The 22,268-nt window shown below is 57.6% G+C and carries 20 protein-coding genes; 12 read left to right on the forward strand and 8 right to left on the reverse strand.

The genetic code is table 11. The annotated features are described in order from the left end of the window. The first annotated feature begins 40 nt into the window (after positions 1-40). The 3 genes from OKB77_RS18995 to OKB77_RS19005 all read left to right on the forward strand — a co-directional run bounded on the left by OKB77_RS18995 (position 41) and on the right by OKB77_RS19005 (position 3,769). Entirely contained in the window at positions 41-1,417 is a 1,377-nt protein-coding gene (locus tag OKB77_RS18995) for an aminotransferase-like domain-containing protein (protein WP_270818142.1), read from the forward strand. 54 nt (positions 1,418-1,471) lie between these two features. Beyond that, positions 1,472-1,939, forward strand: coding sequence for a hypothetical protein (locus OKB77_RS19000; protein ID WP_245098368.1), 468 nt, complete (start codon positions 1,472-1,474; stop codon positions 1,937-1,939). A gap of 168 nt (positions 1,940-2,107) precedes the next feature. Further along, on the forward strand, positions 2,108-3,769 hold the full coding sequence (locus OKB77_RS19005; protein ID WP_270818143.1) for a hypothetical protein: 1,662 nt from the start codon (positions 2,108-2,110) through the stop codon (positions 3,767-3,769). A gap of 117 nt (positions 3,770-3,886) precedes the next feature. Here OKB77_RS19005 and OKB77_RS19010 read toward each other — a convergent pair whose 3' ends face one another. Next, positions 3,887-4,300 carry a CBS domain-containing protein gene (locus OKB77_RS19010; RefSeq protein WP_040068349.1) on the reverse strand — a complete coding sequence of 138 codons (414 nt, stop codon included), beginning with the start codon at positions 4,298-4,300 and terminating at the stop codon, positions 3,887-3,889. 154 nt (positions 4,301-4,454) lie between these two features. Between OKB77_RS19010 and OKB77_RS19015 the strand changes: the two genes are divergently transcribed. Genes OKB77_RS19015 through OKB77_RS19025 form a run of 3 tightly spaced genes read left to right on the forward strand, consistent with a single transcriptional unit; the run spans position 4,455 to position 7,667 of the window. After that, positions 4,455-6,365 (forward strand): ABC transporter ATP-binding protein, encoded by a 1,911-nt coding sequence (locus tag OKB77_RS19015; protein ID WP_270818144.1) that lies wholly within the window; start codon positions 4,455-4,457, stop codon positions 6,363-6,365. Continuing rightward, positions 6,358-6,819, forward strand: coding sequence for a DUF2390 domain-containing protein (locus OKB77_RS19020; RefSeq protein ID WP_270818145.1), 462 nt, complete (start codon positions 6,358-6,360; stop codon positions 6,817-6,819). The genes OKB77_RS19015 and OKB77_RS19020 overlap by 8 nt, the downstream gene beginning before the upstream one ends. Continuing rightward, positions 6,813-7,667, forward strand: a complete 855-nt coding sequence (locus OKB77_RS19025; RefSeq protein WP_270818146.1) for a 23S rRNA (adenine(2030)-N(6))-methyltransferase RlmJ — start codon at positions 6,813-6,815, stop codon at positions 7,665-7,667. The genes OKB77_RS19020 and OKB77_RS19025 overlap by 7 nt, the downstream gene beginning before the upstream one ends. A gap of 103 nt (positions 7,668-7,770) precedes the next feature. On the opposite strand, the gene OKB77_RS19030 is transcribed toward OKB77_RS19025, so the two are convergent. Further along, on the reverse strand, positions 7,771-7,977 hold the full coding sequence (locus OKB77_RS19030) for a hypothetical protein (protein ID WP_042656489.1): 207 nt from the start codon (positions 7,975-7,977) through the stop codon (positions 7,771-7,773). Positions 7,978-8,168: 191 nt separating this feature from the next. On the opposite strand from OKB77_RS19030, the gene OKB77_RS19035 reads away from it, so the two are divergent. Continuing rightward, positions 8,169-8,534, forward strand: coding sequence for a DUF2061 domain-containing protein (locus tag OKB77_RS19035; RefSeq protein WP_270818147.1), 366 nt, complete (start codon positions 8,169-8,171; stop codon positions 8,532-8,534). 188 nt (positions 8,535-8,722) lie between these two features. Continuing rightward, the gene (locus OKB77_RS19040; RefSeq protein WP_263085537.1) at positions 8,723-9,319 is read left to right on the forward strand and encodes an MliC family protein; all 597 of its coding nucleotides are present in this window, start codon (positions 8,723-8,725) and stop codon (positions 9,317-9,319) included. Between the two features lie 40 nt (positions 9,320-9,359). Here the strand turns inward: OKB77_RS19040 and OKB77_RS19045 are convergent, their stop codons facing one another. Beyond that, positions 9,360-10,535 carry a retropepsin-like aspartic protease gene (locus OKB77_RS19045; protein ID WP_270818148.1) on the reverse strand — a complete coding sequence of 392 codons (1,176 nt, stop codon included), beginning with the start codon at positions 10,533-10,535 and terminating at the stop codon, positions 9,360-9,362. A gap of 593 nt (positions 10,536-11,128) precedes the next feature. On the opposite strand from OKB77_RS19045, the gene OKB77_RS19050 reads away from it, so the two are divergent. The 4 genes from OKB77_RS19050 to OKB77_RS19065 all read left to right on the forward strand — a co-directional run bounded on the left by OKB77_RS19050 (position 11,129) and on the right by OKB77_RS19065 (position 14,087). Beyond that, positions 11,129-11,986, forward strand: a complete 858-nt coding sequence (locus OKB77_RS19050) for a DUF2806 domain-containing protein (protein ID WP_270818149.1) — start codon at positions 11,129-11,131, stop codon at positions 11,984-11,986. 220 nt (positions 11,987-12,206) lie between these two features. Continuing rightward, the gene (locus OKB77_RS19055; RefSeq protein ID WP_270818150.1) at positions 12,207-12,668 is read left to right on the forward strand and encodes a hypothetical protein; all 462 of its coding nucleotides are present in this window, start codon (positions 12,207-12,209) and stop codon (positions 12,666-12,668) included. Between the two features lie 165 nt (positions 12,669-12,833). After that, positions 12,834-13,328 carry a hypothetical protein gene (locus tag OKB77_RS19060; protein ID WP_159144319.1) on the forward strand — a complete coding sequence of 165 codons (495 nt, stop codon included), beginning with the start codon at positions 12,834-12,836 and terminating at the stop codon, positions 13,326-13,328. Positions 13,329-13,601: 273 nt separating this feature from the next. Beyond that, on the forward strand, positions 13,602-14,087 hold the full coding sequence (locus tag OKB77_RS19065; RefSeq protein WP_270818151.1) for a GNAT family N-acetyltransferase: 486 nt from the start codon (positions 13,602-13,604) through the stop codon (positions 14,085-14,087). A gap of 124 nt (positions 14,088-14,211) precedes the next feature. Here the strand turns inward: OKB77_RS19065 and eno are convergent, their stop codons facing one another. From eno to rlmD, 5 genes are all read right to left on the reverse strand, one after another. Beyond that, a complete protein-coding gene (eno, locus tag OKB77_RS19070; RefSeq protein ID WP_005335583.1) occupies positions 14,212-15,513 on the reverse strand; it encodes a phosphopyruvate hydratase in 1,302 nt (433 codons plus the stop codon). Between the two features lie 89 nt (positions 15,514-15,602). Next, positions 15,603-17,240: a glutamine hydrolyzing CTP synthase gene (pyrG, locus tag OKB77_RS19075; protein WP_005335584.1), complete on the reverse strand. Its 1,638-nt coding sequence runs from the start codon at positions 17,238-17,240 to the stop codon at positions 15,603-15,605. Positions 17,241-17,381: 141 nt separating this feature from the next. Then, the gene (mazG, locus tag OKB77_RS19080; RefSeq protein ID WP_270818152.1) at positions 17,382-18,179 is read right to left on the reverse strand and encodes a nucleoside triphosphate pyrophosphohydrolase; all 798 of its coding nucleotides are present in this window, start codon (positions 18,177-18,179) and stop codon (positions 17,382-17,384) included. A 178-nt stretch (positions 18,180-18,357) separates the two neighbouring features. Beyond that, positions 18,358-20,571: a GTP diphosphokinase gene (gene relA / locus OKB77_RS19085; RefSeq protein ID WP_005335588.1), complete on the reverse strand. Its 2,214-nt coding sequence runs from the start codon at positions 20,569-20,571 to the stop codon at positions 18,358-18,360. Between the two features lie 231 nt (positions 20,572-20,802). Further along, positions 20,803-22,125, reverse strand: a complete 1,323-nt coding sequence (rlmD, locus tag OKB77_RS19090) for a 23S rRNA (uracil(1939)-C(5))-methyltransferase RlmD (protein WP_123172394.1) — start codon at positions 22,123-22,125, stop codon at positions 20,803-20,805. Positions 22,126-22,268 lie beyond the last annotated feature (143 nt).

A 22,268-nucleotide genomic window follows, 5' to 3' on the forward strand; every position in this document is an offset into this window, starting at 1 on the left:
ATATTGACAACAAATTTGGATCAATGGATTTATTGTCACCATGACAATCTGGACACCCGACCTTGCGGCCTTCGATGGCCCCCTCTACCTCAAGCTGGTCAAAGCGATCGAACAGGGGATCGCGAATGGCGAGCTGCCAACGCAGACCCGATTGCCTACCCACCGCTCCCTGGCGGATCGTCTGGGTGTCACCGTAGGCACCGTCACCCGCGCCTACAGCGAGGCGGAGCGGCGCGGCCTGCTGGCCGCCCGGGTGGGTCACGGCACTTGGGTCAAGGGAGCGAACACGGATCCCGCCAATGAGTGGGTGATCCGCCAGGAGGAGGGGCACCGCATCGAGCTGTGGCAAAACCTGCCGGTGCAGCTGGATCGGGCGGCCATCATTCGCCCCATGTTGGGGGAAGTGGCGGACGGGGATCTCAACGCCCTGCTCGGCTACGACAAGGAGGCGGGACGACCGGATCAGCGCCAGCAATTTGTCGACTGGCTGGCGGAGCAAGGGGTGGCCTGCAGTGAGGATCGCCTGCTGTTCAGCCACGGCGCCCAGCACGGCATCATGCTGGCGCTGCTGGCGACCGGCTGCGTGGGGGAGACCATCCTGTGCGAGGGGCTAAGCTACCCCGGTATGCTGGGTAACGCTCGCCAACTGAAGAATCAGGTGGTGGGGCTCGCGATGGACGAGGAGGGGCTGCTGCCCGAGGCGCTGGACGCCGCCTGCCGCACCCGCCGGGCCAAGCTGCTCTACCTCACCCCGACCCTGCAAAACCCCACCACCGCCATCATGAGTCTGGCGCGGCGGGAGGCCATCGTCGCCATCGCCCGTCGCCACGATCTGCTGATCATCGAGGATGACGTCAACGGCCTGCTGCCCCAGCAACCGGTGATCCCCCTGGTCAATCTGGCGCCGGAGCGGGTCATCTATCTGGGCAGTCTGGCCAAGATCGCATGCGGCGGCCTGCGGGTCGGCTTCGTGCTGACGCCCCCCGCCCTGCGCAGCGCCTTCGCCCAGACCATGCGGCTGTCGAGCTGGATGGTGAGCCCGCTGCTGATCGAACTGGCCTGTAAAATGGTCAGTCAGCGCCAGATCATGCCGCTGGTCGAGCAGCAGCGGGAGATCCTCAAACGCCGTGGCGAACTGCTACGCCACCTGCTGCCTGCCGCCCTCTGGCAGCCGGGCAGCATGCACGCCTGGCTGCCGCTGCCTGAGCCCTGGCGTAGCCAACAGTTTGCTGCCGCCGCCGACGCCCTTGACGTTGGTGTGGCGAGCGGGGAACACTTCGCCGCCGGTCAGTTTGCCGCTCCGCAAGGGGTGCGCCTGAGCCTGAGCCAACCCGCCACCGACGCCCGGGTCGGCGAGGGGCTGGCCCGTCTGGCCCTACTGCTGCAGGGGACGCCCCCCAGCAATCCCCTGCTATAGTCAGGGCCAGCCGACCTGACCTTCACGCTTCATCGTCATTGCCAAGGAGATACCGTGCCCCCCATCAGAGCCGCCCTGCTGCTTGCCACCCTGTTGCTGGGTGGCTGCGCCTCGTCAACGACCCACCAGCAGCTGGGGGCCGCTCTCAATGGACTGGAAGGGGAGTTGCAACGACTGGAAGAGGAGCTGGCGGCCATGAACGGCCTGCACTATCAAAAGGCGATCGATGCGCCGCTCAGTTTGCGCCGCGCACTCGGGGCGCCGCAGCCCACCCCAGAGGGGCTGGTGCCGGTGGCCAGCACGCTGGAGGATGGGCCACTCCTGCGCTATCAATACCGACTGCCTGCAGGGATGGCGAGCCTGCCCCAGGACAACCTCTGCCAGCGCTACGAGTTCGAGCTGCGCCATCTGGGCCGCCTCGGCAAGCTGGAATTGAGCTGGCTGGGGGAACAGGGCAAGGGGGCGCGGCTGATCCGCCAGAGCGACTGCCCCTTCGGGACGCAGGTCCGCCCTCGGCAATAGCAGGTCGCGGGCCTGAGCGATTACATAACCGATTGAAATAACAGCCCATAGTGCGCCCTCCAGCACCCTGCTGGCTACTGTCAGCTTTTCACTCAGCGAGTGCTGTGCCTATGTTCCTCTTGGGTCTACCATAATCAACCTAATGGTTTGCTCACAGGAAGTACCTGCATGACGATACTGCTGCTCGAAGAGGATCCCCTGCTCCGTAGCGCCATCACCCGGGAACTGACCGAACAGGGAGTGCCCGCCGACCGGATCCACTACCACAGCCATCCAAACCACGAGCGCAGCGGCCTGCTGGCCCTGCTGCAACAGCACGCCTTCGACGCCATCATCTGTCAGCAGGACAAGCAGCAGGATCTTGACGGAGCCCGGCTGCTGCACGAAGCGCACTATCTCGGCCTGCTGCAACCCGGTTGCGTATTGCTGCTGCTCGATGCCGATCAGAGCGAGCAGGAGTTTCTCCCCTCGGATCTCTACTTCTCCCTCTATCTGACTCTTCCCTTCATGACCCAGCAGCTCACCGCGGTACTCGGCCAGCTGGTGAAGTTAAGCAACCTGACCCGCACGCTGGCCGCCCCCATTCTGCTGCGGGAGTGGCAACTGGCTACCGCCCTCTGTGAAGACTTGCTGTTTCAACGGGAGAATCGCTCGCTGACCCCCTGGCTGGATCGGCTCAAGGGCTATCTGCTGCTGCAATCAGCCGAGCGGATCACTGCCGCCCAGCACTATGCCCTCTGTGCCAACGAGTATCAGGCGAGCTGGCCAAGGGCCGGGCTCTTCTACGCCATGCTGGGGCTCGGCAAATTGCAGAGTGCCCGGACCGACTTGCAGCGCCATCAAGCCAGCGTCTCGATGGCTACCCGGCTGGAGCTGCAACTCGCCAGCCAGCTGCACCAGCATCACTGGCTGGCGGCGTGGGAGACCATGGGAGAGCTGCTGCTGATCCGCCCCCATCAGCCGCGCTGGCATCAGCTGGCGATGTTGCTCGGGCTGGTGCTGCAAGATGAGGAGAAGGTACTGGAGCAGGCCAACAGCCTGACCCTGCGCCATTTCAGTGAGCAGCGCGTCCGGCTCGCCATCGACAGCTTCATGCTCAATGCCAGTCTGGCGGTGCTGTGGCACGCCCCTTCCAGCAACCGGATCCGCTCCCTGCAACAGGAGTGGGAGCACCTCAAGCGCACCGTCCACCTGCAACCCCACGAATATGAGCTGCTGCAGGCGTTGATGCTGGGGCTGGATTACCGATTTGACGAGGCGCTGATCCTGATTGCCCACCACCAGCCAGATGAGGGGAGCGACAACCACCTCACCCTGCTGCTCGGCTTTGCGGTCAGCCAGTTCTGCGGTTTGCCCCACCACGCCCAGCGCTACCTGACCCAGCTGACCCAATACCGCGTCAGGGTTGCGCCCCACCCGCTCACCCGCCAGCTGTTCCACCATCTGGTGGCCGAGCTGGGCCAGCGTCTGACGGCGAGAGAACAACGGCTGAGCGAACTGCGCCAGCTGCGCCACAAGGCGATGCAGGCCAGCCAATATCAGACAGCCCTGCAAGCGGGCTTGCAGCTGCTGGAGGAGTTCCCCGCCCTGCCGGGCGATGCCTGGCAACTGCTGGAGCTGCTGCAACACTGCTGGCCTGCGGGTATGGCCGCACCCAGGGTGGCGCTGCTGGTCGATACCTTGGAGCGGCGCCTCAAGCACAGCCCCGCGTTTCTCGATCAGCATGCCCAGCAGTACCAGCGCACCCTGCAGGAGATCCGCACCCATCTTCAGCCGCACCTCTCCGGCAGCGGCCCCTCCTGCCTTGTCGCAGGGCAGCCCGAGCCATGATGATGCAAGCGGCGTGCAAACCGGCATTGTCGGCAAAGCCAATATAGAGAGAGGGGAGCCTTGGCTCCCCTCTCTCTATATTGGTTCTCTGTCAGCTAGTGGCGATAAGCGTTGGGCTCAAACCAGCGCGTCACTCTCCAGCGCCGCCTTGAGAAAATCCTTCCAGCTGATGATGCCGACCAGGGCGCCATTCTCCAGCACTGGCAGGCAGGAGACCCCCTTCTCCAGCATCAGCTTGACGCCGTCGCGCACGGTGAGATGGGGAGCGATGGTGACGAGCTGACGACTCATGATCTGGTGGGCCCGCTTGTTGAGGGTTTCGGTATCGCGGCTCATCTCGGCTTCGGAGTCTAGATAGGGGCTGATGGCGCGGAACAGATCCCGATCCGAGATGACCCCTACCAGCTCCTCCTCTTCCAGCACCAGCAGGTGGCGAAAGTGTGCCTGCTCGAAGATATCCCTGATGACTCGGAGTCGATCATCCATTGAAACGGTGGCGACCCGGGTCGTCATAATATCCCTGATATGCATGCTAACCTCCCGTAACCAAACTGGTTTCTCTGTTATGGCATGTTTTTGCAGCGCCAGCCAGTGGCCAGCCCTTCGCTACAGTGCAAATCAGCGTCATTTCACGTAAGATCCGCGCCAGTTTTTCTCCTCCATTTTGAGCAAGCAGATCCCACCCATGATAGTTGCCAGTCAAATCGAACTGATCCGCGGCGGCCGCAAGCTGCTGGACAACGCCTCCGCCACCATTCACCCCGGCCACAAAGTGGGTCTGGTGGGTAAAAACGGCTGTGGCAAGTCCACCTTTTTTGCACTGGTACGGGGCGAGCTGGCCATCGACAGCGGCACCTTCAGCCTGCCCGCTGGCTGGCAGATTGCAGGCGTGGCGCAGGAGACTCCGGCGCTCGACTGCTCCGCGCTCGAGTACGTGATCGACGGCGACAAGGAGTTCCGCTCGCTGGAAGCCCAGCTGGTGCAGGCCGAACAGGATGACAATGGTCTGCTGGTGGCCGAGCTGCACGGTCGCCTCGATACCATCGGCGCCTACAGCATTCGCGCCCGCGCCGCCGAGCTGCTGCACGGCCTCGGTTTCAGCGACGAGCAGCTGAGCTCGCCGGTGCGCAGCTTCTCCGGTGGCTGGCGCATGCGCCTCAACCTCGCTCAGGCGCTGCTCTGCCGCTCCGATCTGCTGCTGCTCGATGAACCGACCAACCACCTGGATCTCGATGCGGTGATCTGGCTGGAGAAGTGGCTCAAGGGCTATCAGGGCACGTTGGTGCTCATCTCTCACGACCGTGATTTCCTCGATTCGGTCATCAGCCGCATCATCCATATCGAGAACGGCAAGCTCAACGAATACACCGGCGGCTACTCCGACTTCGAACTGCAGCGCGCCGAACATCTGGCCCAGCAGCAGTCGATGTACGAGAAGCAGCAGCGGGAGATGTCCCACATGCAGGCGTATGTGGATCGCTTCCGCTACAAGGCCTCCAAGGCCCGCCAGGCCCAGAGCCGCCTGAAAGCGATGGAGCGGATGGAGAAGATCCTGCCCGCCCACGCCGACTCCGAGTTCAGCTTCGAGTTTCGCGAGCCGTCGGCCCTGCCGACCCCGCTCATCGCCATGGAGAACCTCTCTGCCGGTTACGGCGACAAGGTGATCCTGGAGAAGATCAAACTCAATCTGGTACCGGGTTCGCGCATCGGTCTGCTCGGTCGCAACGGCGCCGGTAAGTCCACCTTTATCAAGATGCTGTCGGGCTCCAACCCGCCGCTCTCCGGCAAGCTCGAAGTGAGTGCCGGGGTGAGCATCGGCTACTTCGCCCAGCATCAGCTGGAGACCCTGCGTCTCGACGATTCCCCACTCGATCATCTGGCCCGCCTCGCGCCGGACAAGACCGAGCAGGAGCTGCGCAACTATCTGGGCAGCTTCGGTTTTCACGGTGACAAGGCGCTCGACAAGGTGGCCCCCTTCTCCGGCGGTGAAAAAGCGCGGCTGGTGCTGGCGCTGATCACCTGGCAAAAGCCCAACCTCCTGCTGCTGGATGAACCGACCAACCACCTGGATCTGGAGATGCGCCACGCCCTCACCATGGCGCTGCAAGGCTTCGAAGGGGCCATGGTGGTGGTCTCCCACGACCGTCACCTGCTGCGTACCACCACAGATGACTTCTATCTGGTGCACGGTGGCCGGGTCGAACCGTTCGACGGCGATCTGGACGACTACCACAAGTGGCTCGGCGAGCAGGAGAAAGAGGCCAACGCCAAACCGGCCGATGGCCCCGCCTCTGCCAACTCGGCAGTGGCGCGCAAGGATCAGAAGCGGCGCGAGGCGGAGTTTCGCCAGCAGACCCGCCCCCTGCGCCAGAAGCTCGAGAAACTCGAAGCGAGCATGGAGAAGCTGCAAGGCAAGCTGGCCGACATCGAGAGCCAACTGGCCGACCCCGCCATCTATGAAGAGAGCGCTAAAACCAAGCTCTCCGAGCTGCTCAAATCCCAGGGCCCCCTCAAGGAGCAGCTGGAAGAGGTGGAGCTGGAGTGGATGAGCCTCTCCGAAGAGCTGGAAACCATGGAGCAAGCCTTCTTTGCGTGACGAACAGCTGATGGCCAGCGAGCGGGTCGCGGTCCACGAATTGCCGACGCCGATCGGCTTCTGGCACTGGAGCGGCAAGGTCTACGGTGAGCGCAGCCAGGATTGGCTCACCGTGCAGGAGCAGGGGGGCAACGTCAATCTCGCGCTGCTGCTGCACCGGCTCGATCAACTCGGCATCGTGGTCGATCTCACCGACCTGCAACCGGCGCTGGCGCAGACCGAAGCGGTGCTGACCCCGTGGCGCGCCCTGCGCCAGAGCGCCAAGATGCGACTCGGCGAGCAGCAGTATCAGTCGATGCTGGCCCACGAGCTGGAGCTGGAGCGGCTGCAACAGGGCGTCCTGTTGCAGACCCTGCGCAGCCTCTCCCTGTTTCGCGGCAACAGCCGCAATTTGTTGAACTATCTATCGTTACTGGGTGCCCAGCAGGGCCCCCTCAGAGATCTAATATGCTGAGCTACCGCCACGCCTTTCACGCCGGCAACCATGCCGACGTGCTGAAACACGCCGTTCAGGCCCTGATCATCGAGTCCCTCAAGAAGAAGGAGAAACCCTTCATCGTGCTGGACACCCATGCCGGTGGCGGTCTCTACGACCTGCGCGGCGACTGGTCCCAGAAGAAGGCCGAGTATGCCGACGGCATCGGCCGCCTGTGGGACGAGCGGGCCCAGTGGTCTGCCATGGCCCCCTATCTCGGCGTTATCGAGGAGATGAACAGCGATGGCCAGCTGCACTACTACCCCGGCTCGCCGGAGCTCTCCCGCCGCCTCACCCGCGAGCAGGACAAGCTGGCGCTGATGGAGCTGCACAACAACGAGGTCGAAGATCTACGCGCCAACATGGGCTATGACCCCCGCGTGGCCGTACACCACCGTGATGGCTTCGAGGGGCTGATCGCCCTGCTGCCGCCCACCCCGCGCCGCGGGCTGGTGCTAATCGACCCGCCCTATGAGCTCAAAGAAGATTACTTCGCCGTGGTCGATACCCTGAAAAAGGCGCAGAAACGCTGGGCGACCGGCATCTACGCCCTCTGGTATCCCATCCTCGGGCAGGAGGCGGACAAATCCCGCGACATGCTGCGCGCCATCAAGCGCGAGAACTTCGGCAACGTCCTGGTCGCCGAGCTGGAAGTGGCCGGTCAGACCACCGATTGGGGCATGAACGGCTCAGGCATGCTGATCATCAGCCCGCCCTGGATGCTGGACGAGCAGATCGAAGCCTTCCTCAAACCGCTGTGTGCCAAGCTGGCGCAGGGCGCCGGCGCCCAGTACAAGGTGGAGTGGCTCAACAAGGCCGAGGGTTAATCCCCCGCCCCAAGGCGACCACCGAGTTGAAACGCAAAAGCCCCATCACGGGGCTTTTTCTATTGGTGCAGCCGGTGTATGCGGCAGCCTGAACCAGCGCGCCCTATGAACGGGCGGGCAGATCCTGTTTCAGCGCAACCAGCAACAGGGCCAGCAGGCCAAAGGGCGGAAACAGGCAGAGCAGAGAGCAGATAAGGGTGACCAGCGCCGGATGCTCGCTCTTGCGGCGCGCCAGTCGCCAGGCGATGACGCCGACGATGACCATCAGCAACGCAATGAACTGGCCAAGCAGGGTGGCATTGATATTCATGAAAGATCCTTTTTCATGGGCAAGTGTGAAGAACCTGTACTTTATCGCCTTGGTTGCGATTGGCAACCGCTGAACCGCACCGGCAACTCGCCCGTTGATAGGTTCTCTCTATTTTGGCAATAGATGAGAATGGTTTTCATTTAATCTCGTTTCGGTGGATACTCTCATCATCAACAGAGGGAGCCGCCATCATGAAAAAGACCATCAGCTTTGCCATCCTGCACTTCAGTGTCGCCTTTACCGTGGCCTACCTGCTGACCGGTGAACTGCTGACCGCCAGCCTGATCGCCCTGATCGAGCCCGCCGTCAACACGGTCGCCTTCTACTTTCATGACCTTGGCTGGCACAAGCTCAGACCAAATCACAGCCTGCAGGCCAAGACCAGCAGCTTCGCGGTGGTCCACTTCTCGGTGGCCTTCGGGGTTGCCTTCCTGCTGAGCGGCGAGCTGCTCACCGGCGGCGTGATGGCGATGATCGAACCGGCCATCAACACCGTGGTGTTCTTCTTCCACGAGCGGCTGTGGCGCGCCCGCAGTCAGCAACTGGCGCTGGCCTGATCGACCGGGCAACCCGCCTCCCCCCTTTATCGCGGCCACAAAAAACCCGACATTCCGGCCAGGAGTGTCGGGTTTTTCCGCTTGGCAGCCATTCAGCAGAGCAAAATGCGCTCGGCTCCCCTGCTGCATTGCCCTGTAGAGTGTGCTGTAGTAGGCAGATATGCTCTCCTCATTGCTGAAATCTATCGATGAACAAGACCTTGCTTGCCGCCCTGCTGTTTGCCCCTCTGCTGGCTAGCGCCGCAACCCCTTCCTTTGACTGCACCAAAGCATCCGGGTCGGTCGAAACCCTGATCTGCAAGGATGCCGGACTGGCCGCCCTTGATAACGAACTGGCGGCCCTCTACCCCAAGGCGATTGCAGCGCTCTCTCCCGAGCAGCTCAAGACAGAGCGCGCCATGCAGCGCGGCTGGATCAAAGGTCGCAACGACTGCTGGAAGGGGCAGGATCTGCGCCAGTGTGTGGAGGATAACTACCTGCTGCGGATCACCGAACTGCAGATCAGCGGCGGCCAGCTGATGGTGCCGGCACCGGTCAACTACCAGTGCGGCAAGAGCGTCACTCTCTCCACCTACTTCTATAACGATGCCAAGCTGCCCGCCGCGGTGATCAACCTGAGCGAGGGCGACAAGCAGCAACAAGTGCTCGCCTATGAAGCCCCCAGCGCCAGCGGCGCCCGCTATGAAGGGCAAAACCTCACCTTCTTCACCAAGGGGGACGACGCCACGCTGGAGCGTTACGGCCAGCCAACCCTCACCTGCATGGAAAATCCGACCAAGGGCTGAGGCTCATGGGGGCGGCTCGTCTTGCCGCCCCCCAACTTGACTAGATGGCGATATCCAGCGGTTTTCCTTCACGCACAATCCGCAACTTGAGCGACCCCGGCTTGCCGGTGCTGAGCAGCTCACGCACCTTGTCGATATCGAGGGGACGATAAGCCACCCCGTTGATCTGTTCCAGAATGTCGCCGTTGGCCAGACCATAGGGGGCAAGATCCCGTTCGTCGCTGTAGTAGACCTGCAGATGCTCGCCATCAAAGCGCACCCCGATATTGCGCAGGATTGGCGGCACTTTGCGCGCCAGGCTGTCGGCGTCGTAGCAGAGCATCATCCGCCCGGGCATGATCGCAAAGCGATTGAAGCGGTTAACAAAATCCAGCCCCAGACCATACTGCTCATTGCTGTTTTCCGACACGCGCAGCTCACCGAGCTGGCGCTCATCAAAGTGCAGGCCGGTGAGGATATGTTCATGCCCCTCCACCATACCGCTGGCGTCCACCCCTTTGCGTGGCATCGCATCTTCGCCAGAGATCGCCTTCTGACTGGCCATAAAGTCGATAAAGGCATGGTCGGCATAGCTCTGATCGGCCCCGGTATCCAGATACATGCGCACGCTGCTCTCGCCGTGGGTCAGATACATTGCCGGGGAACGGTTGTAGCTATCTTCATAGCCGATGCAACGCTCGAACATGGCAGCCGATGGTGCCGTCAGCAAAGCAGTTAGCTGATGCTTGTCGCGATCAAACACCCAGTTGAAACGGCGGATGGTGTCGATCCCGAGGATGCCATCGATACGGCTGCCGAGAGACTGGGAGAAAAGATCGAAATCAACGGTTGCCCACAAATCGCTGTCATCAATGGTGACCGACCCCACCGAGAAGGGCTGCGGCTCAACAAAGCCAAGCTGCTCGCTGCCCAGTTGGCTCGAAACGCTGTTCACACTGGCAAAATCAGCCTGATAGGCCCTGGGCAATTCGCTTAAGGTCAGCGTCTTGAAGCGGCTGGCCAGACGACGATCGATAAAGGTGATACTGGCCCCGGTATCCAGCAAAAACTGGTACTGCTCACCGGCGATGGTGACGGGGATCAGGGGGGCACTTTCGTAATGCACTGTCAGCACTGGGCCGGGTGCATTGCGCTTGGTGGATGAATCCGGGGCTGTGCAGCCTTGGACGACGAACAGGGCCAACATGGCCAGCGCCACTTTGAACTGCGACTTCATAACTCTCCTTCCCGATAGCAGATGCCCCCGCGACGCCACCGCATAATGCTATCTTGTTGATTTATAGATAAATAAGCTGTTTCAGCAGGGGAGGCGGACAATAACAAAGAGTTTTATGCTGGTTCAAGCCAGATATAACCATGAATATTCTATGGTGATAGATCAAGAATGGCTGTTCACGCTATGTCGGCGCGTCATCAATCGCGGGTGACATTTGATTAATTTATTGATCTTGCACAGAAAATATAAATATTGAGCTTTCTCTCCACAGCGCCATGGTTAATATTGCCATTTGGCAACACTTGCCTCGTCGGAGTCTCCCATGAGCCATGCCAACCCCATCCCGTTGGTGAAACGCAGCAGACTGGAGGCTGAAATTCAGGGGCGGTAGCCATGCCGGATGGAATGGATAAGTGAACGCAGCCCACAATGACCCACCCAACATGGCAACGGCCTCATCTTTATTTCTGACCTGTTCACGCAAGCGTGATTTGGCGACGATGGAGGTGTTACGGAGTTATATGGAATGCCCTGATAACGGATTAGTACCGCCTTCCATCTAATCACTGCTAGGTTAAAAGAGGAGTTAAACATTGAGTGAAGGTAATTCTGTGGTTAATTTAGGTGATATCTCTAAGCCAGCAACGGTTTTGATTGAGAAAATATCTAATGCAGTTGGAGTTCTATATGAGCCGAGAAAAATCAAAAAGCTGGCTAAAGCCAATGCCGAAGCTGATAAGATAAAGCTTTTAGCTCAGTTAGAACTGTCAGAAATAGAACAAAGAGCAATGCAGAGAGTGTTAGTTCAAGAATCTAAAAAGCAACAAAATATAGAAAAAATAACCGCACAAGCTATTAAAGAGCTTCCCGATGACTCCAATACCGATGCTCTAGACGAAGATTGGGTAGCTCATTTTTTCTCTAAATGTGAAAATGTATCTGACTTGGAAATGCAGTCACTATGGTCTAAGTTGTTGTCCAACGAGGCTAATCAACCTGGAACTTTCTCCAAACGAACTGTTGATTTTGTAGCATCGATGGATAAGAAGGATGCAAAAATGTTCACAGATTTCTGCCAATTTGTCTGGTTTCATGGTAACTGCATCCCGATGATATTTGACGTAAATGATGATATTTATAATGATGCTGGAGTGAACTTTTCTAACCTAACACACCTTGATGCAATAGGATTAATTTCGTTTGAGCCAACAGCGGGTTATGTTAGAAGAAGGCTCGGTCAATACGAACGATTTCATTACTATGGTAAGCCTACCGACCTTTATTTTAACCAGCAGAAAGACAATCAAATTAGTTTAGGATCTGCTCTTTTAACTCAGACTGGTCATGAACTTGTAAATGTTTGTGGTTCAAAACCAAACGATGCATTTTACGATTACGTAATAAAGAAATGGTTTGAAACTGGTATTGTCACCTCAAGCCCTATAACCTAACAAACTGTTCAAGAGGGATTCGCAACGCATGGCACATTCACTATGCGTTGTTTTAGCCCGTAGGTTCGAATAGCGAAGCGTATTCGGACAATTGCGAATAAATCGGCCCCAAAAAATTTGGACAATCCACTATGTCTATAGCAAGCTTTCCTGACAAGGTGTAGATCCTCTGCCATTCACTGATTAAGCGGACGTTATTTTCATCCAACTGGAATACACCATGAAATATTCATTAAATTGGAAACCACCATTACTCTCCATGAGCAAGCGGTTCTTTATATTTATCACATTGATTTTTTCCGGGTTTGTTGCACTCAGTACATACAAAACCCAACTCGACATGGAGTTGGGCTCTTGGCTCTTTTACCAATATTTAAAAATCCTGCTAGCATCCTTCGTTGTATTGTTCGCAATGGCTCAAGCCTCCAGATTGTTTTCTGTCGAAGTAAGAAGTGAGGGTGTTGTAGGTAGAAACCGCTTCTTTCGGAAAGTATCCATACCATATGCAGAGATGGTCAGCGTGAGCATGGAAATGTTACTAATAGTAAATTGCCTGGTTATTCGCACCAACGGTCGCAAGAAAATTTATGCCCCATTTGACTTGGGTAATTTCTCCGATTTTTCAAACAAAATAGATACAGAGCTAATGAATAACAAAGCGCATTCGGAAAAACGCAAATAACCCACCACGAAATAAGCAAGGTTCGGAAGCTCCTCTTGCTGGATTGAGATTAGCCGCCTTGATGCGGCACTTTTGAAGTGCTGGCTAAGTATTTAATGATTCTGGCAGTACACTCCCTAATCATTTTGATTTTATTTTGCTATAAAAAAGATCGGAAACAAACATATGATGCCACCACAAGAAACCATATTGTACGAAAGTAACTCAACCATAATAAGCTGGCTTGGCGCAGTAGTCAGCATTGCTTGTACAATATTTTCATTGCTACTGATCGCTGGCGAACTAACCTCTTCGAAACCAATTTTTGGCATCTGGGGTTGGCTGATACTAGTGCTTACTTTTCTGGTGATGGCTATGTTCTCTACAATATTTGTCTACTCAATTCCGAGAAGTAAATATAAGGTCGTCTGGAATAAAAATGAACGTCTTCTAAAAAAGATAGGGAAAAATGTAAGTCAAGAGCTATGTGCAGCAACAGCTCCCATCAGATTACGCGCAATAAGAATAAATACTGGGAAAGCATATGTTGAATGCTTGGTAGCGACAGACGATCACAGAGAGATAACAATTGCATCATCAGGTTATACTGGAGATATTGAAAAACTGATTGATAAGATATTATTGTCAACTAATGGTGCTTGTATTAAAGAGGAAGGCTAGCCCGTAGGTTCGAATAGCGCAGCGTATTCGGACAATCGCGAATATCCCCGCCAATACATCACCAGTAATCGGAAGATCCCCTTGCGGGGTTTATATCAAACGCTTTGGCGCGATCCAAGGCGCGTCAGCCCGTAGGTTCGATTAGCGAAGCGTAATCGGACGCTCGCGATAGAAATATTTCGTGATAGTGCCAGTTGCCTTCAGAGACCGACTTTCACGCTGTCTCATTTTTTACCTGTATCTCTGCTGGCGTAACACTCCCCAAGGAGATTTATGAAGCCCGACTTAACCGGCACACGGATTGTACTGCGCACCATTGGCCCGCAGGATGCTGCCGATCTGTTCGAGATTTATGGCAATCCGCTGACCATGGAGTTTGCCTCTGATCCCTGTTTTACCTCTCCCGCCATGGTGGCGCAGTTGATGGCGAGCGTGGTGCGGCTGGAGCAAATGGGGGAGTCGCTGGAGTGGGCGATTGTCGAGCGGGAGGGCAACAAGGTGATCGGCACCTGCGGCCTGCACAGTTTCAGCGAGGCGGGCCGCTACTGCGAGGTAGGTTGCCTGCTCAATGCGGCCTATTGGCGCAGAGGGTTTATGTCGGAAGCGCTGGGATTGCTGTTCGCCCACGCCAGCACGTTGGGAGTCACCCACCTCACCGCAGATATCGATGCAGATAACGTCCGCTCTATCGCCCTGTTTGAAAAGCTGGGCTTCAAGGTGCATGCAGGGCGCTATCAGCGCATGCTCCCCTTTATCTGACCCGAGACCAGAGGCACAACACCCTCGCCTCTCAGAGCGTTGTGGCAAGGCTCAGGCATAAAAAAACCGGAACCCTTGGGTTCCGGTTTTTTTTCATTCCAGCCGAAGCTGGCAAACCAGCAAATTAAGCCTGGTTTTTAACTTCTTTCAGACCGCGGAAAGGAGCTTTGGCACCCAGAGCTTCTTCGATACGGATCAGCTGGTTGTACTTGGCAACACGGTCAGAACGGCTCATGGAACCGGTCTTGATCTGGCCTGCAGCGGTACCAACAGCCAGGTCGGCGATGGTCGCGTCTTCGGTCTCACCGGAGCGGTGGGAGATGACGGCAGTGTAGCCAGCGTCTTTGGCCATCTTGATGGCAGCCAGAGTTTCGGTCAGGGAACCGATCTGGTTGAACTTGATCAGGATGGAGTTGGCGATGCCGTTGTCGATACCGCGCTTCAGGATCTTGGTATTGGTTACGAACAGGTCGTCACCCACGATCTGGATTTTCTTGCCCAGTTCAGCAGTCTGGTAGGCGAAACCTTCCCAGTCAGATTCGTCCAGGCCATCTTCGATGGAGACGATCGGGAACTTGGTGGTCAGGTCAGCCAGGAAGTCGGAGAAACCGTTGGAGGTGAAGACACGACCTTCGCCTTTCAGGTTGTACTCTTTCTTCTCTGCGTCGTAGAACTCGGAAGCTGCGCAGTCCATAGCCAGGGTGATGTCGGTGCCCAGTTTGTAACCGGCAGCGGCAACGGCTTCAGCGATAACTTCCAGCGCTTCGGCGTTGGATTTCAGGTTCGGAGCGAAACCACCTTCGTCACCAACTGCAGTGTTGTAGCCCTTGGACTTCAGCACTTTGGCCAGGTTGTGGAACACTTCTGCGCCCATGCGAACGGCTTCTTTCAGGGTCTTGGCGCCAACCGGCTGGATCATGAACTCCTGGATGTCGACGTTGTTGTCGGCGTGCTCACCACCGTTGATGATGTTCATCATCGGCAGCGGCATGGAGTAAACACCCGGGGTGCCGTTCAGCTCGGCGATGTGGGCGTACAGCGGCATGCCTTTGGCAGCAGCGGCAGCTTTGGCGTTAGCCAGGGAAACAGCCAGGATGGCGTTGGCGCCGAACTTGGATTTGTTCTCGGTACCGTCGAGGTCGATCATGATCTGGTCAACGGTGGCCTGGTCCTTGGCATCTTTACCCAGCAGAGCTTGAGCGATCGGGCCGTTTACGGCTTCGATGGCTTTCAGCACGCCTTTACCCAGGAAACGGCTCTTGTCGCCGTCACGCAGTTCCAGCGCTTCGCGGGAACCGGTGGACGCGCCAGACGGAGCGGCTGCCATACCAACAAAACCACCTTCCAGGTGAACTTCGGCCTCAACGGTCGGGTTACCACGGGAGTCGATGATTTCACGACCGATCACTTTAACGATCTTGGACATGTGTATTTCCTCAGGTTTCGTAAAAAAACAACAAAAATATGCCAAAAAAAGCGGCTGTGGCACAGTGCCCCAACCGCATTTATTTTCAATTACTTCAAATTACGCTTCTGATACTCGCCTGCCGCCTTCACAAAACCGGCGAACAGAGCGTGGCCATCACGAGGAGTAGAGGTGAACTCCGGGTGGAACTGCGCAGCCACGAACCAGGGGTGATCCGGGATCTCGATGATTTCCACCAACTTCTTGTCGGCGGAGAGACCGGTCACTTTCAGACCTGCCGCTTCAATCTGCGGCAGCAGCTTGTTATTGACTTCGTAACGGTGACGGTGACGCTCGTAAATGGTCGGGCTGCCGTACATCTGACGCACTTTGGAATCTTCGACCAGGTGGCAGAGCTGGGAACCCAGACGCATGGTACCGCCCAAATCGGACTTCTCGGTACGGGTCTCGACGTTACCTTCTTCATCCACCCATTCGGTGATGAGGCCGACGACCGGATACGCGCAATCTTTCTTGAATTCGGAGGAGTGAGCCCCTTCCATGCCCGCTACGTTGCGAGCGAATTCGATCATGGCAACCTGCATGCCGAGGCAGATACCCAGGTAGGGGATCTTGTTCTCGCGGGCATACTGGGCAGCCAGAATTTTGCCTTCCACACCACGCTCACCGAAGCCACCCGGCACCAGGATCGCGTCCAGACCTTCCAGCAGCTCGGCGCCACGGGTCTCGATATCCTGAGAGTCGATGTACTTGATGTTGACGGAGTGACGGGTCTTGAGACCACCGTGCTTGAGCGCCTCGTTGACGGACTTGTAAGCGTCCGGCAGGGAGACGTACTTGCCGACCATACCGATGGTCACTTCACCAGTCGGGTTGGCCTCTTCGTAGATAACCTGTTCCCACTCGGACAAGTCAGCTTCTTTGCACTCCAGACCGAAACGCTCGGTGAAGTAGGAGTCCAGATTCTGGGATTTCAGCAGTGCCGGGATCTTGTAGATGGAGTCGACGTCTTTCATGGAGATGACGGCGCGCTCGGGCACGTTGCAGAACAGGGCGATCTTGGCACGCTCGTTGGCCGGAATGGCACGGTCGGAGCGGCAGATCAGCACATCCGGCTGGATACCGATGGAGAGCAGCTCTTTAACGGAGTGCTGGGTCGGCTTGGTCTTCACTTCACCGGCTGCGGCCAGGTAAGGAACCAGCGTCAGGTGCATGAACATGGCATTGTTGCGGCCAACTTCGGCAGCCAGCTGACGAATGGCTTCGAGGAACGGCAGGGACTCGATGTCACCTACGGTACCGCCCACTTCGACGATGGCAACCTGATGGCCTTCGGCACCGGCAATCACCCGCTCCTTGATGGCGTTGGTGATGTGCGGGATAACCTGAATGGTGGCGCCCAGATAGTCACCACGACGCTCTTTACGCAGTACGTCGGCGTAGATACGGCCGGTGGTAAAGTTGTTGCGACGGGTCATCTTGGTGCGGATGAAACGCTCGTAGTGGCCCAAATCCAGATCGGTTTCGGCCCCGTCCTCGGTTACGAACACTTCACCATGCTGGGTCGGGCTCATGGTGCCCGGATCCACGTTGATGTACGGGTCCAGTTTCATGATGGTCACATCCAGACCACGGGCTTCCAGAATGGCTGCCAGAGAAGCTGCGGCAATGCCTTTGCCGAGGGATGAAACAACGCCACCAGTAACAAAAATATATTTGGTCGTCATGCTGAACCTGAAAGAAGTTTAGGGAATTTTAAGGGGTGCTTCGGGGATGAAGCAGGACGGGGAAACAGTATACCAAAAACCCCTCTCCCAAACAATGAGCAAAAATCTATCAGGCTCACCGCCCCCCCATCTTGCGCCAAATCAACTTTGCTCGGTTTCCTTCGCCTTATCCCAGGCGGCATCGAGCTTTTCGAGGGTGCAATCGGTCATTTTCAACCCTTCTGCGGCGATTATCTGCTCAACCTGACGAAAACGACGTTCGAACTTGGCGTTGGCGCCTCGCAGCACCTGCTCCGGATCCTTGCCCAGATGACGCACCAGATTGACGGTGGCAAACAGCAGGTCACCGAGCTCGTCGCTCACCCTCGCCTCGTCCACATCGGCCATCAATGCCTCTTCCATCACCTCGTCGATCTCTTCGTGGATCTTGTCCACCACAGGCCCCAACGTCTTCCAGTCAAAACCCACGGTGGCGCAGCGTTTCTGAATTTTGGCGGCTCGGGTCAAGGCAGGCAGCGAGAGCGGGATATCGTCCAGCACGCTCTCTTTGTCGAGGGCCGCCCGCTCTTTGGCCTTTTCCGCCTCCCAGTTCGCTTTTACCGCCTGCTCGCTGGAGAGATCTGCATCGGAAAAAACGTGGGGGTGACGGCGAATGAGTTTTTCACTCACCGTCTCCACGATATCGGCGAAGTCGAACAAGCCCCGCTCTTTACCCAGCTGGGCGTAAAACACCACCTGAAACAGCAAATCCCCCAACTCCCCTTTCAGCCCCTGCCAATCCTCGGTCTCGATGGCATCGGCCACCTCGTAGGCCTCTTCCAGGGTGTGCGGCACTATAGTCTGGAAGTTCTGTTTCAGATCCCAGGGGCAGCCGTTTTGCGGATCACGCAAACGAGCCATGATATCGAGCAGTTGGGGCAGATCGTAACGTTGGGACATGGGCTACTCACTTTCGATTCGTTAAATGGGGATGAAGCGACATCAGGCCGCGCAGTCGAGCAATCTCATGTCGAGCAGTTGGGAGAGGTCATAACGTTGGGACATGGGATATTCGCTTTCGATTTGTTCAAAAAGGGTCGTAAATGCAGACCGGCCACTGGGGCCGGTCGGTTCGCTATCAAAGCCGCTTGGCGCTAATTACGTCATTGAGCTGACTGAGCTTGGCCAACGCCCGGTTGAAGGCGTTGATGTTGTAAATCTCCAGCTCCATGTCGATCTCGGCGGTCTGCTCGCGCACGTTGGAGCGTGAGCGCACCCCCATCACATTGATCTTCTCGTTGGCCAGCACGGTCGTGATATCACGCAGCAAGCCGGAGCGATCGTTGGAGATGATCCTGATGGTGAGGCCGTAGCCGCCGGAGTAGTTCTCCCCCCACACCGCATCGATCAGCCGCTCGGGGTTGCGGCGTGACAGCTCCTTGAGCTGCTCGCAATCTTCCCGGTGAATGGACACCCCGCGCCCCATGGTGATAAAGCCCTGAATGGAGTCCCCCGGAATGGGTTGGCAGCAGCGGGCAATATGGGTCATCAGGTTGCCGACCCCTTCCACCACTATGTGATCCTTGGGCTTGTGGCGCATCGGCGCATTGGCCTTCTGCTCCAGCTTCTCCAACAGGCGGCGATCTTCCTCTTCCGCCGTCGGCTTGTTGTAGCAGGTGTCGAGATAGTTGAGCACCTGGTTGATGCGGATATCGCCGCTGCCGATACCGGCCAGCAGATCGTCGGTGCTCTCCAGATTGAAGCGGCGCAGCATGTTGCCCTTGTCGATCTTGGACATGCTGAGGTTGTGGCGATCCAGCTCCTTCTCGAACAGCTCGCGACCGGCCACGATATTTTTGTCCCGATCCAGTTTTCTGAACCAGGTCGCCACCTTGGCCCGCGCCCGGCTGGAGCGCAGGAAGCCGGCGTTGGGGTTCATCCAGTCGCGGCTCGGGTTCGGCTCTTTCTGGGTGATCACCTCCACCTGATCGCCGGTCTGCAGCGCGTAGGTGAACGGCACGATGCGGCCATCAATCTTGGCGCCGATGCAGCGGTGGCCGATCATGCTATGGACGTGATAGGCAAAATCGAGCGGGGTGGCGCCTGCCGGCAGGTCGATGACATCCCCTTTCGGGGTGAAGACGTAGACTCTGTCCTCGAACACCTGACTGCGCAGATCTTCCAGCAGGGAGCCGCTCTCGGAGAGGTCTTCCTGCCAGGCGAGCAGCTTGCGCAGCCACTCGATCTTGTCTTCGAAGGTGTTGGCCTTGCCGCCAGCCTGCGCCCCTTCCTTGTAGCGCCAGTGCGCCGCGACGCCGAGCTCGGCATCCTGGTGCATCTGGTCGGTACGGATCTGGATCTCGACGGTCTTGCCCTCCGGCCCCACCACTACGGTGTGGATCGACTGATAGCCGTTCGGTTTGGGGTTGGCGACATAGTCGTCAAACTCGCGAGGAATGTGGTGGAACTGGGTATGGACGATACCGAGCGCCGCATAGCAATCCTGCAGCCGCTTGGTCACTACCCGCACCGCGCGCACATCGAACAACTCGTTGAATTCGAGGTGCTTCTTCTGCATCTTGCGCCAGATGCTGTAGATGTGTTTCGGCCGACCGTACACCTCGGCGTCAACTCCCGCCTCTTTCAACCCATTACGCAGGGATTGCACAAACTCGCGGATGTAGCGCTCGCGGTCGAGCCGCTTCTCGTCGAGCTGCTTGGCGATCTGTTTGTAGGTATCCGGGTGCAGGTAACGAAAGGCGAGATCTTCCAGCTCCCACTTGAGCTGGCCGATGCCCAGACGGTTGGCGAGCGGTGCATAGATGTTGGTGATCTCCTGGGCCATCAGCACCCGGGTCTCTTCATCTGCCGTCTTCGCTTCCCGCAGGCAGGCGATCCGCTCCGCCAGCTTGATCACCACGGCGCGCACATCCTCGACCATGGCGAGCAACATGCGACGCACGTTGTCGACCTGCTCCGGCGAGGTTTCGCTGCGATGGAGGGTTTGCAGAGAGCGGATGGCCTCCATCTCCAGCACCCCTTCCACCAGCTTGGCGATCTTGGAGCCAAAGTCCTCGTCCATCCGCTCCTGGCTGATGAGACCGGCTTCGACGAAGGGGTAGATGATGGCCGCTTTGAGAGTGCCGATATCCATGCTGAGCATCTGCAGGATGCCCACCATTTCGATGCCGCGTACCAGCAGCTTGCTGGTCAGCGCCTCGTCACCGAGCGTCAGACAATACTGGTAGACGGTTCGCAGCTGATCCTTTTCACTGTCACTCAAGGAGAGCGAGCTGACCCACTCTTCCAGGGTGAAGTTGTCTTTCAAATGAATATCGCGAACCGCAACCATGGTATCAATCCTTTAAATTATCGGGCCGAAAGCTGTCACTTTCCCCCCTCATGAGATTGCCTCAAATGGGGATATCCAGCGCACTTTTCAAGGCATATTGTCCAGAAAGACAATAGAGCGCGCCAACAGGCCCTGCCGAACGACGAGGGTCTAGATTACCCCAATCACATCAGCTCAAACAGACGCAGACACGCCAGATTACATATCCGCATCGCCGAACTGATGAGTCATTTACTCCCGTTCAAACAGCGCCATGGACTCCAGATGACCGGTGTGAGGGAACATGTCGAGCATGCCGAGGCGCACCAGACGATAACCCCCTTTCACCAGTACCTGACTGTCCCGCGCCAGGGTGACCGGGTTACAGGAGACGTAGACCACCCGCTTGGGTGAAAGTTTCACGACGTGTCCCATCACTTCCAGCGCGCCGGGACGAGCCGGATCCAGTAGCACCAGATCAAACCCTTCCCGCGCCCAGGACATGCCGACAATGTCATCGCTCAGGTCAGCTTTGTAGAAACGGGCATTGGTGATGCCGTTGCGACGGGCATTCTCTTCGGCCCGCTGCACCATGGCCAGTTCACCTTCCACACCCACCACTTCGCGAGCCTGACGGGCCAGCGGCAGGGTGAAGTTGCCGATACCGCAGAAGAGATCGAGCACCTTGTCATCCTTGCTCGCCCCGAGCCATGTCAGCGCCTGCTCAACCATGCTCTGGTTGATGGGGCCGTTGACCTGAATGAAGTCACCCGGAGCAAATGCAAGAGACAGGCCATCCAGCGAATAGGATGGGGAAAATTGTTGCTGCAGCGCTTCGATGCGATCATCGGCCGCTTGCAGATAGAGGTCGATCCCCTGCGCTTTTGCAAACTCCACCAGCAGGGCGCGATCCGCCTCATTAGGGCGGCCGGTGTGACGCAGCAGCATCATGAGCCCCTGCTCGGCCTGGATAAGCTCCGCATGGCCCAGCTCGCGCTGGCTCTTGAGGCGATTGACGCACTCACGCAGCGGGGCAATCAGCGCAGAGAGCGGCTCGGCCAGCACAGGGCACCCTTCGATTTCCACCAGATCGTTGCTGTTGCGACGGCGGAAACCGACCCGGGTGCAGCGACCGTTCTTGTCAAATTTGATGGCCAGACGACAGACCCGACGGTAGGCACGATCCTCACCGGTCAGTACCGGCTCCAGCGCCGGCGCCTTGATGTTGCCCAACCGCTCGAACAGGCTGACCAGTCCGGCCGCCTTGGCCGCTTGCTGATCGGCAACCGACATGTGCTGGGCACTGCAACCGCCGCACTCGCGATAGTGGCTGCAAAAGGGGGCGATACGATTAGCCGCCGGGGTCACCACCTGTTGCAAGGCGGCGTGGCCATACTGTTTTTTTTCTTCGGTGATGCGTGCCTTGACGGTCTCGCCGGGCAGCGCCCCTTCGACGAAGATCGCCTTGCCCTGATGGCGACCGATACCGACGCAGTGGTGATCGAGGGTGTCTATCGTAAATTCAATGCGTTGGAGCTGGGTGGACTTCTTTTGGGGCTTGAAAAACTGGGCCATAAAACTTGGTGCCTATAGGTGGCTATGTCATGATTGTGGAATCTGCTGCCGGGTATTGTCCCACAAGAATAATAGTATGACCAAATACGGCCACAGAGCCCGTGTATTGCCATCAACCCTATCGCCAACCCTGTTCACTGGTG

This window comes from Aeromonas sp. Y318-3 (assembly GCF_027706185.1).
In the GTDB taxonomy this organism is placed as follows: domain Bacteria; phylum Pseudomonadota; class Gammaproteobacteria; order Enterobacterales; family Aeromonadaceae; genus Aeromonas; species Aeromonas veronii.

Coding starts and splice junctions, on each gene's coding strand:
- OKB77_RS19025 (WP_270818146.1), top strand. CDS start 6,813: ATGCTGAGCTACCGCCACGCCTTTCACGCCGGCAACCATGCCGACGTG.
- eno (WP_005335583.1), bottom strand. CDS start 15,513: ATGTCCAAGATCGTTAAAGTGATCGGTCGTGAAATCATCGACTCCCGT.
- OKB77_RS19030 (WP_042656489.1), bottom strand. CDS start 7,977: ATGAATATCAATGCCACCCTGCTTGGCCAGTTCATTGCGTTGCTGATG.
- mazG (WP_270818152.1), bottom strand. CDS start 18,179: ATGTCCCAACGTTACGATCTGCCCCAACTGCTCGATATCATGGCTCGT.
- OKB77_RS19040 (WP_263085537.1), top strand. CDS start 8,723: ATGAACAAGACCTTGCTTGCCGCCCTGCTGTTTGCCCCTCTGCTGGCT.
- OKB77_RS18995 (WP_270818142.1), top strand. CDS start 41: ATGACAATCTGGACACCCGACCTTGCGGCCTTCGATGGCCCCCTCTAC.
- OKB77_RS19035 (WP_270818147.1), top strand. CDS start 8,169: ATGAAAAAGACCATCAGCTTTGCCATCCTGCACTTCAGTGTCGCCTTT.
- relA (WP_005335588.1), bottom strand. CDS start 20,571: ATGGTTGCGGTTCGCGATATTCATTTGAAAGACAACTTCACCCTGGAA.
- OKB77_RS19010 (WP_040068349.1), bottom strand. CDS start 4,300: ATGCATATCAGGGATATTATGACGACCCGGGTCGCCACCGTTTCAATG.
- OKB77_RS19065 (WP_270818151.1), top strand. CDS start 13,602: ATGAAGCCCGACTTAACCGGCACACGGATTGTACTGCGCACCATTGGC.
- OKB77_RS19015 (WP_270818144.1), top strand. CDS start 4,455: ATGATAGTTGCCAGTCAAATCGAACTGATCCGCGGCGGCCGCAAGCTG.
- OKB77_RS19045 (WP_270818148.1), bottom strand. CDS start 10,535: ATGAAGTCGCAGTTCAAAGTGGCGCTGGCCATGTTGGCCCTGTTCGTC.
- OKB77_RS19005 (WP_270818143.1), top strand. CDS start 2,108: ATGACGATACTGCTGCTCGAAGAGGATCCCCTGCTCCGTAGCGCCATC.
- OKB77_RS19060 (WP_159144319.1), top strand. CDS start 12,834: ATGATGCCACCACAAGAAACCATATTGTACGAAAGTAACTCAACCATA.
- OKB77_RS19055 (WP_270818150.1), top strand. CDS start 12,207: ATGAAATATTCATTAAATTGGAAACCACCATTACTCTCCATGAGCAAG.
- pyrG (WP_005335584.1), bottom strand. CDS start 17,240: ATGACGACCAAATATATTTTTGTTACTGGTGGCGTTGTTTCATCCCTC.
- rlmD (WP_123172394.1), bottom strand. CDS start 22,125: ATGGCCCAGTTTTTCAAGCCCCAAAAGAAGTCCACCCAGCTCCAACGC.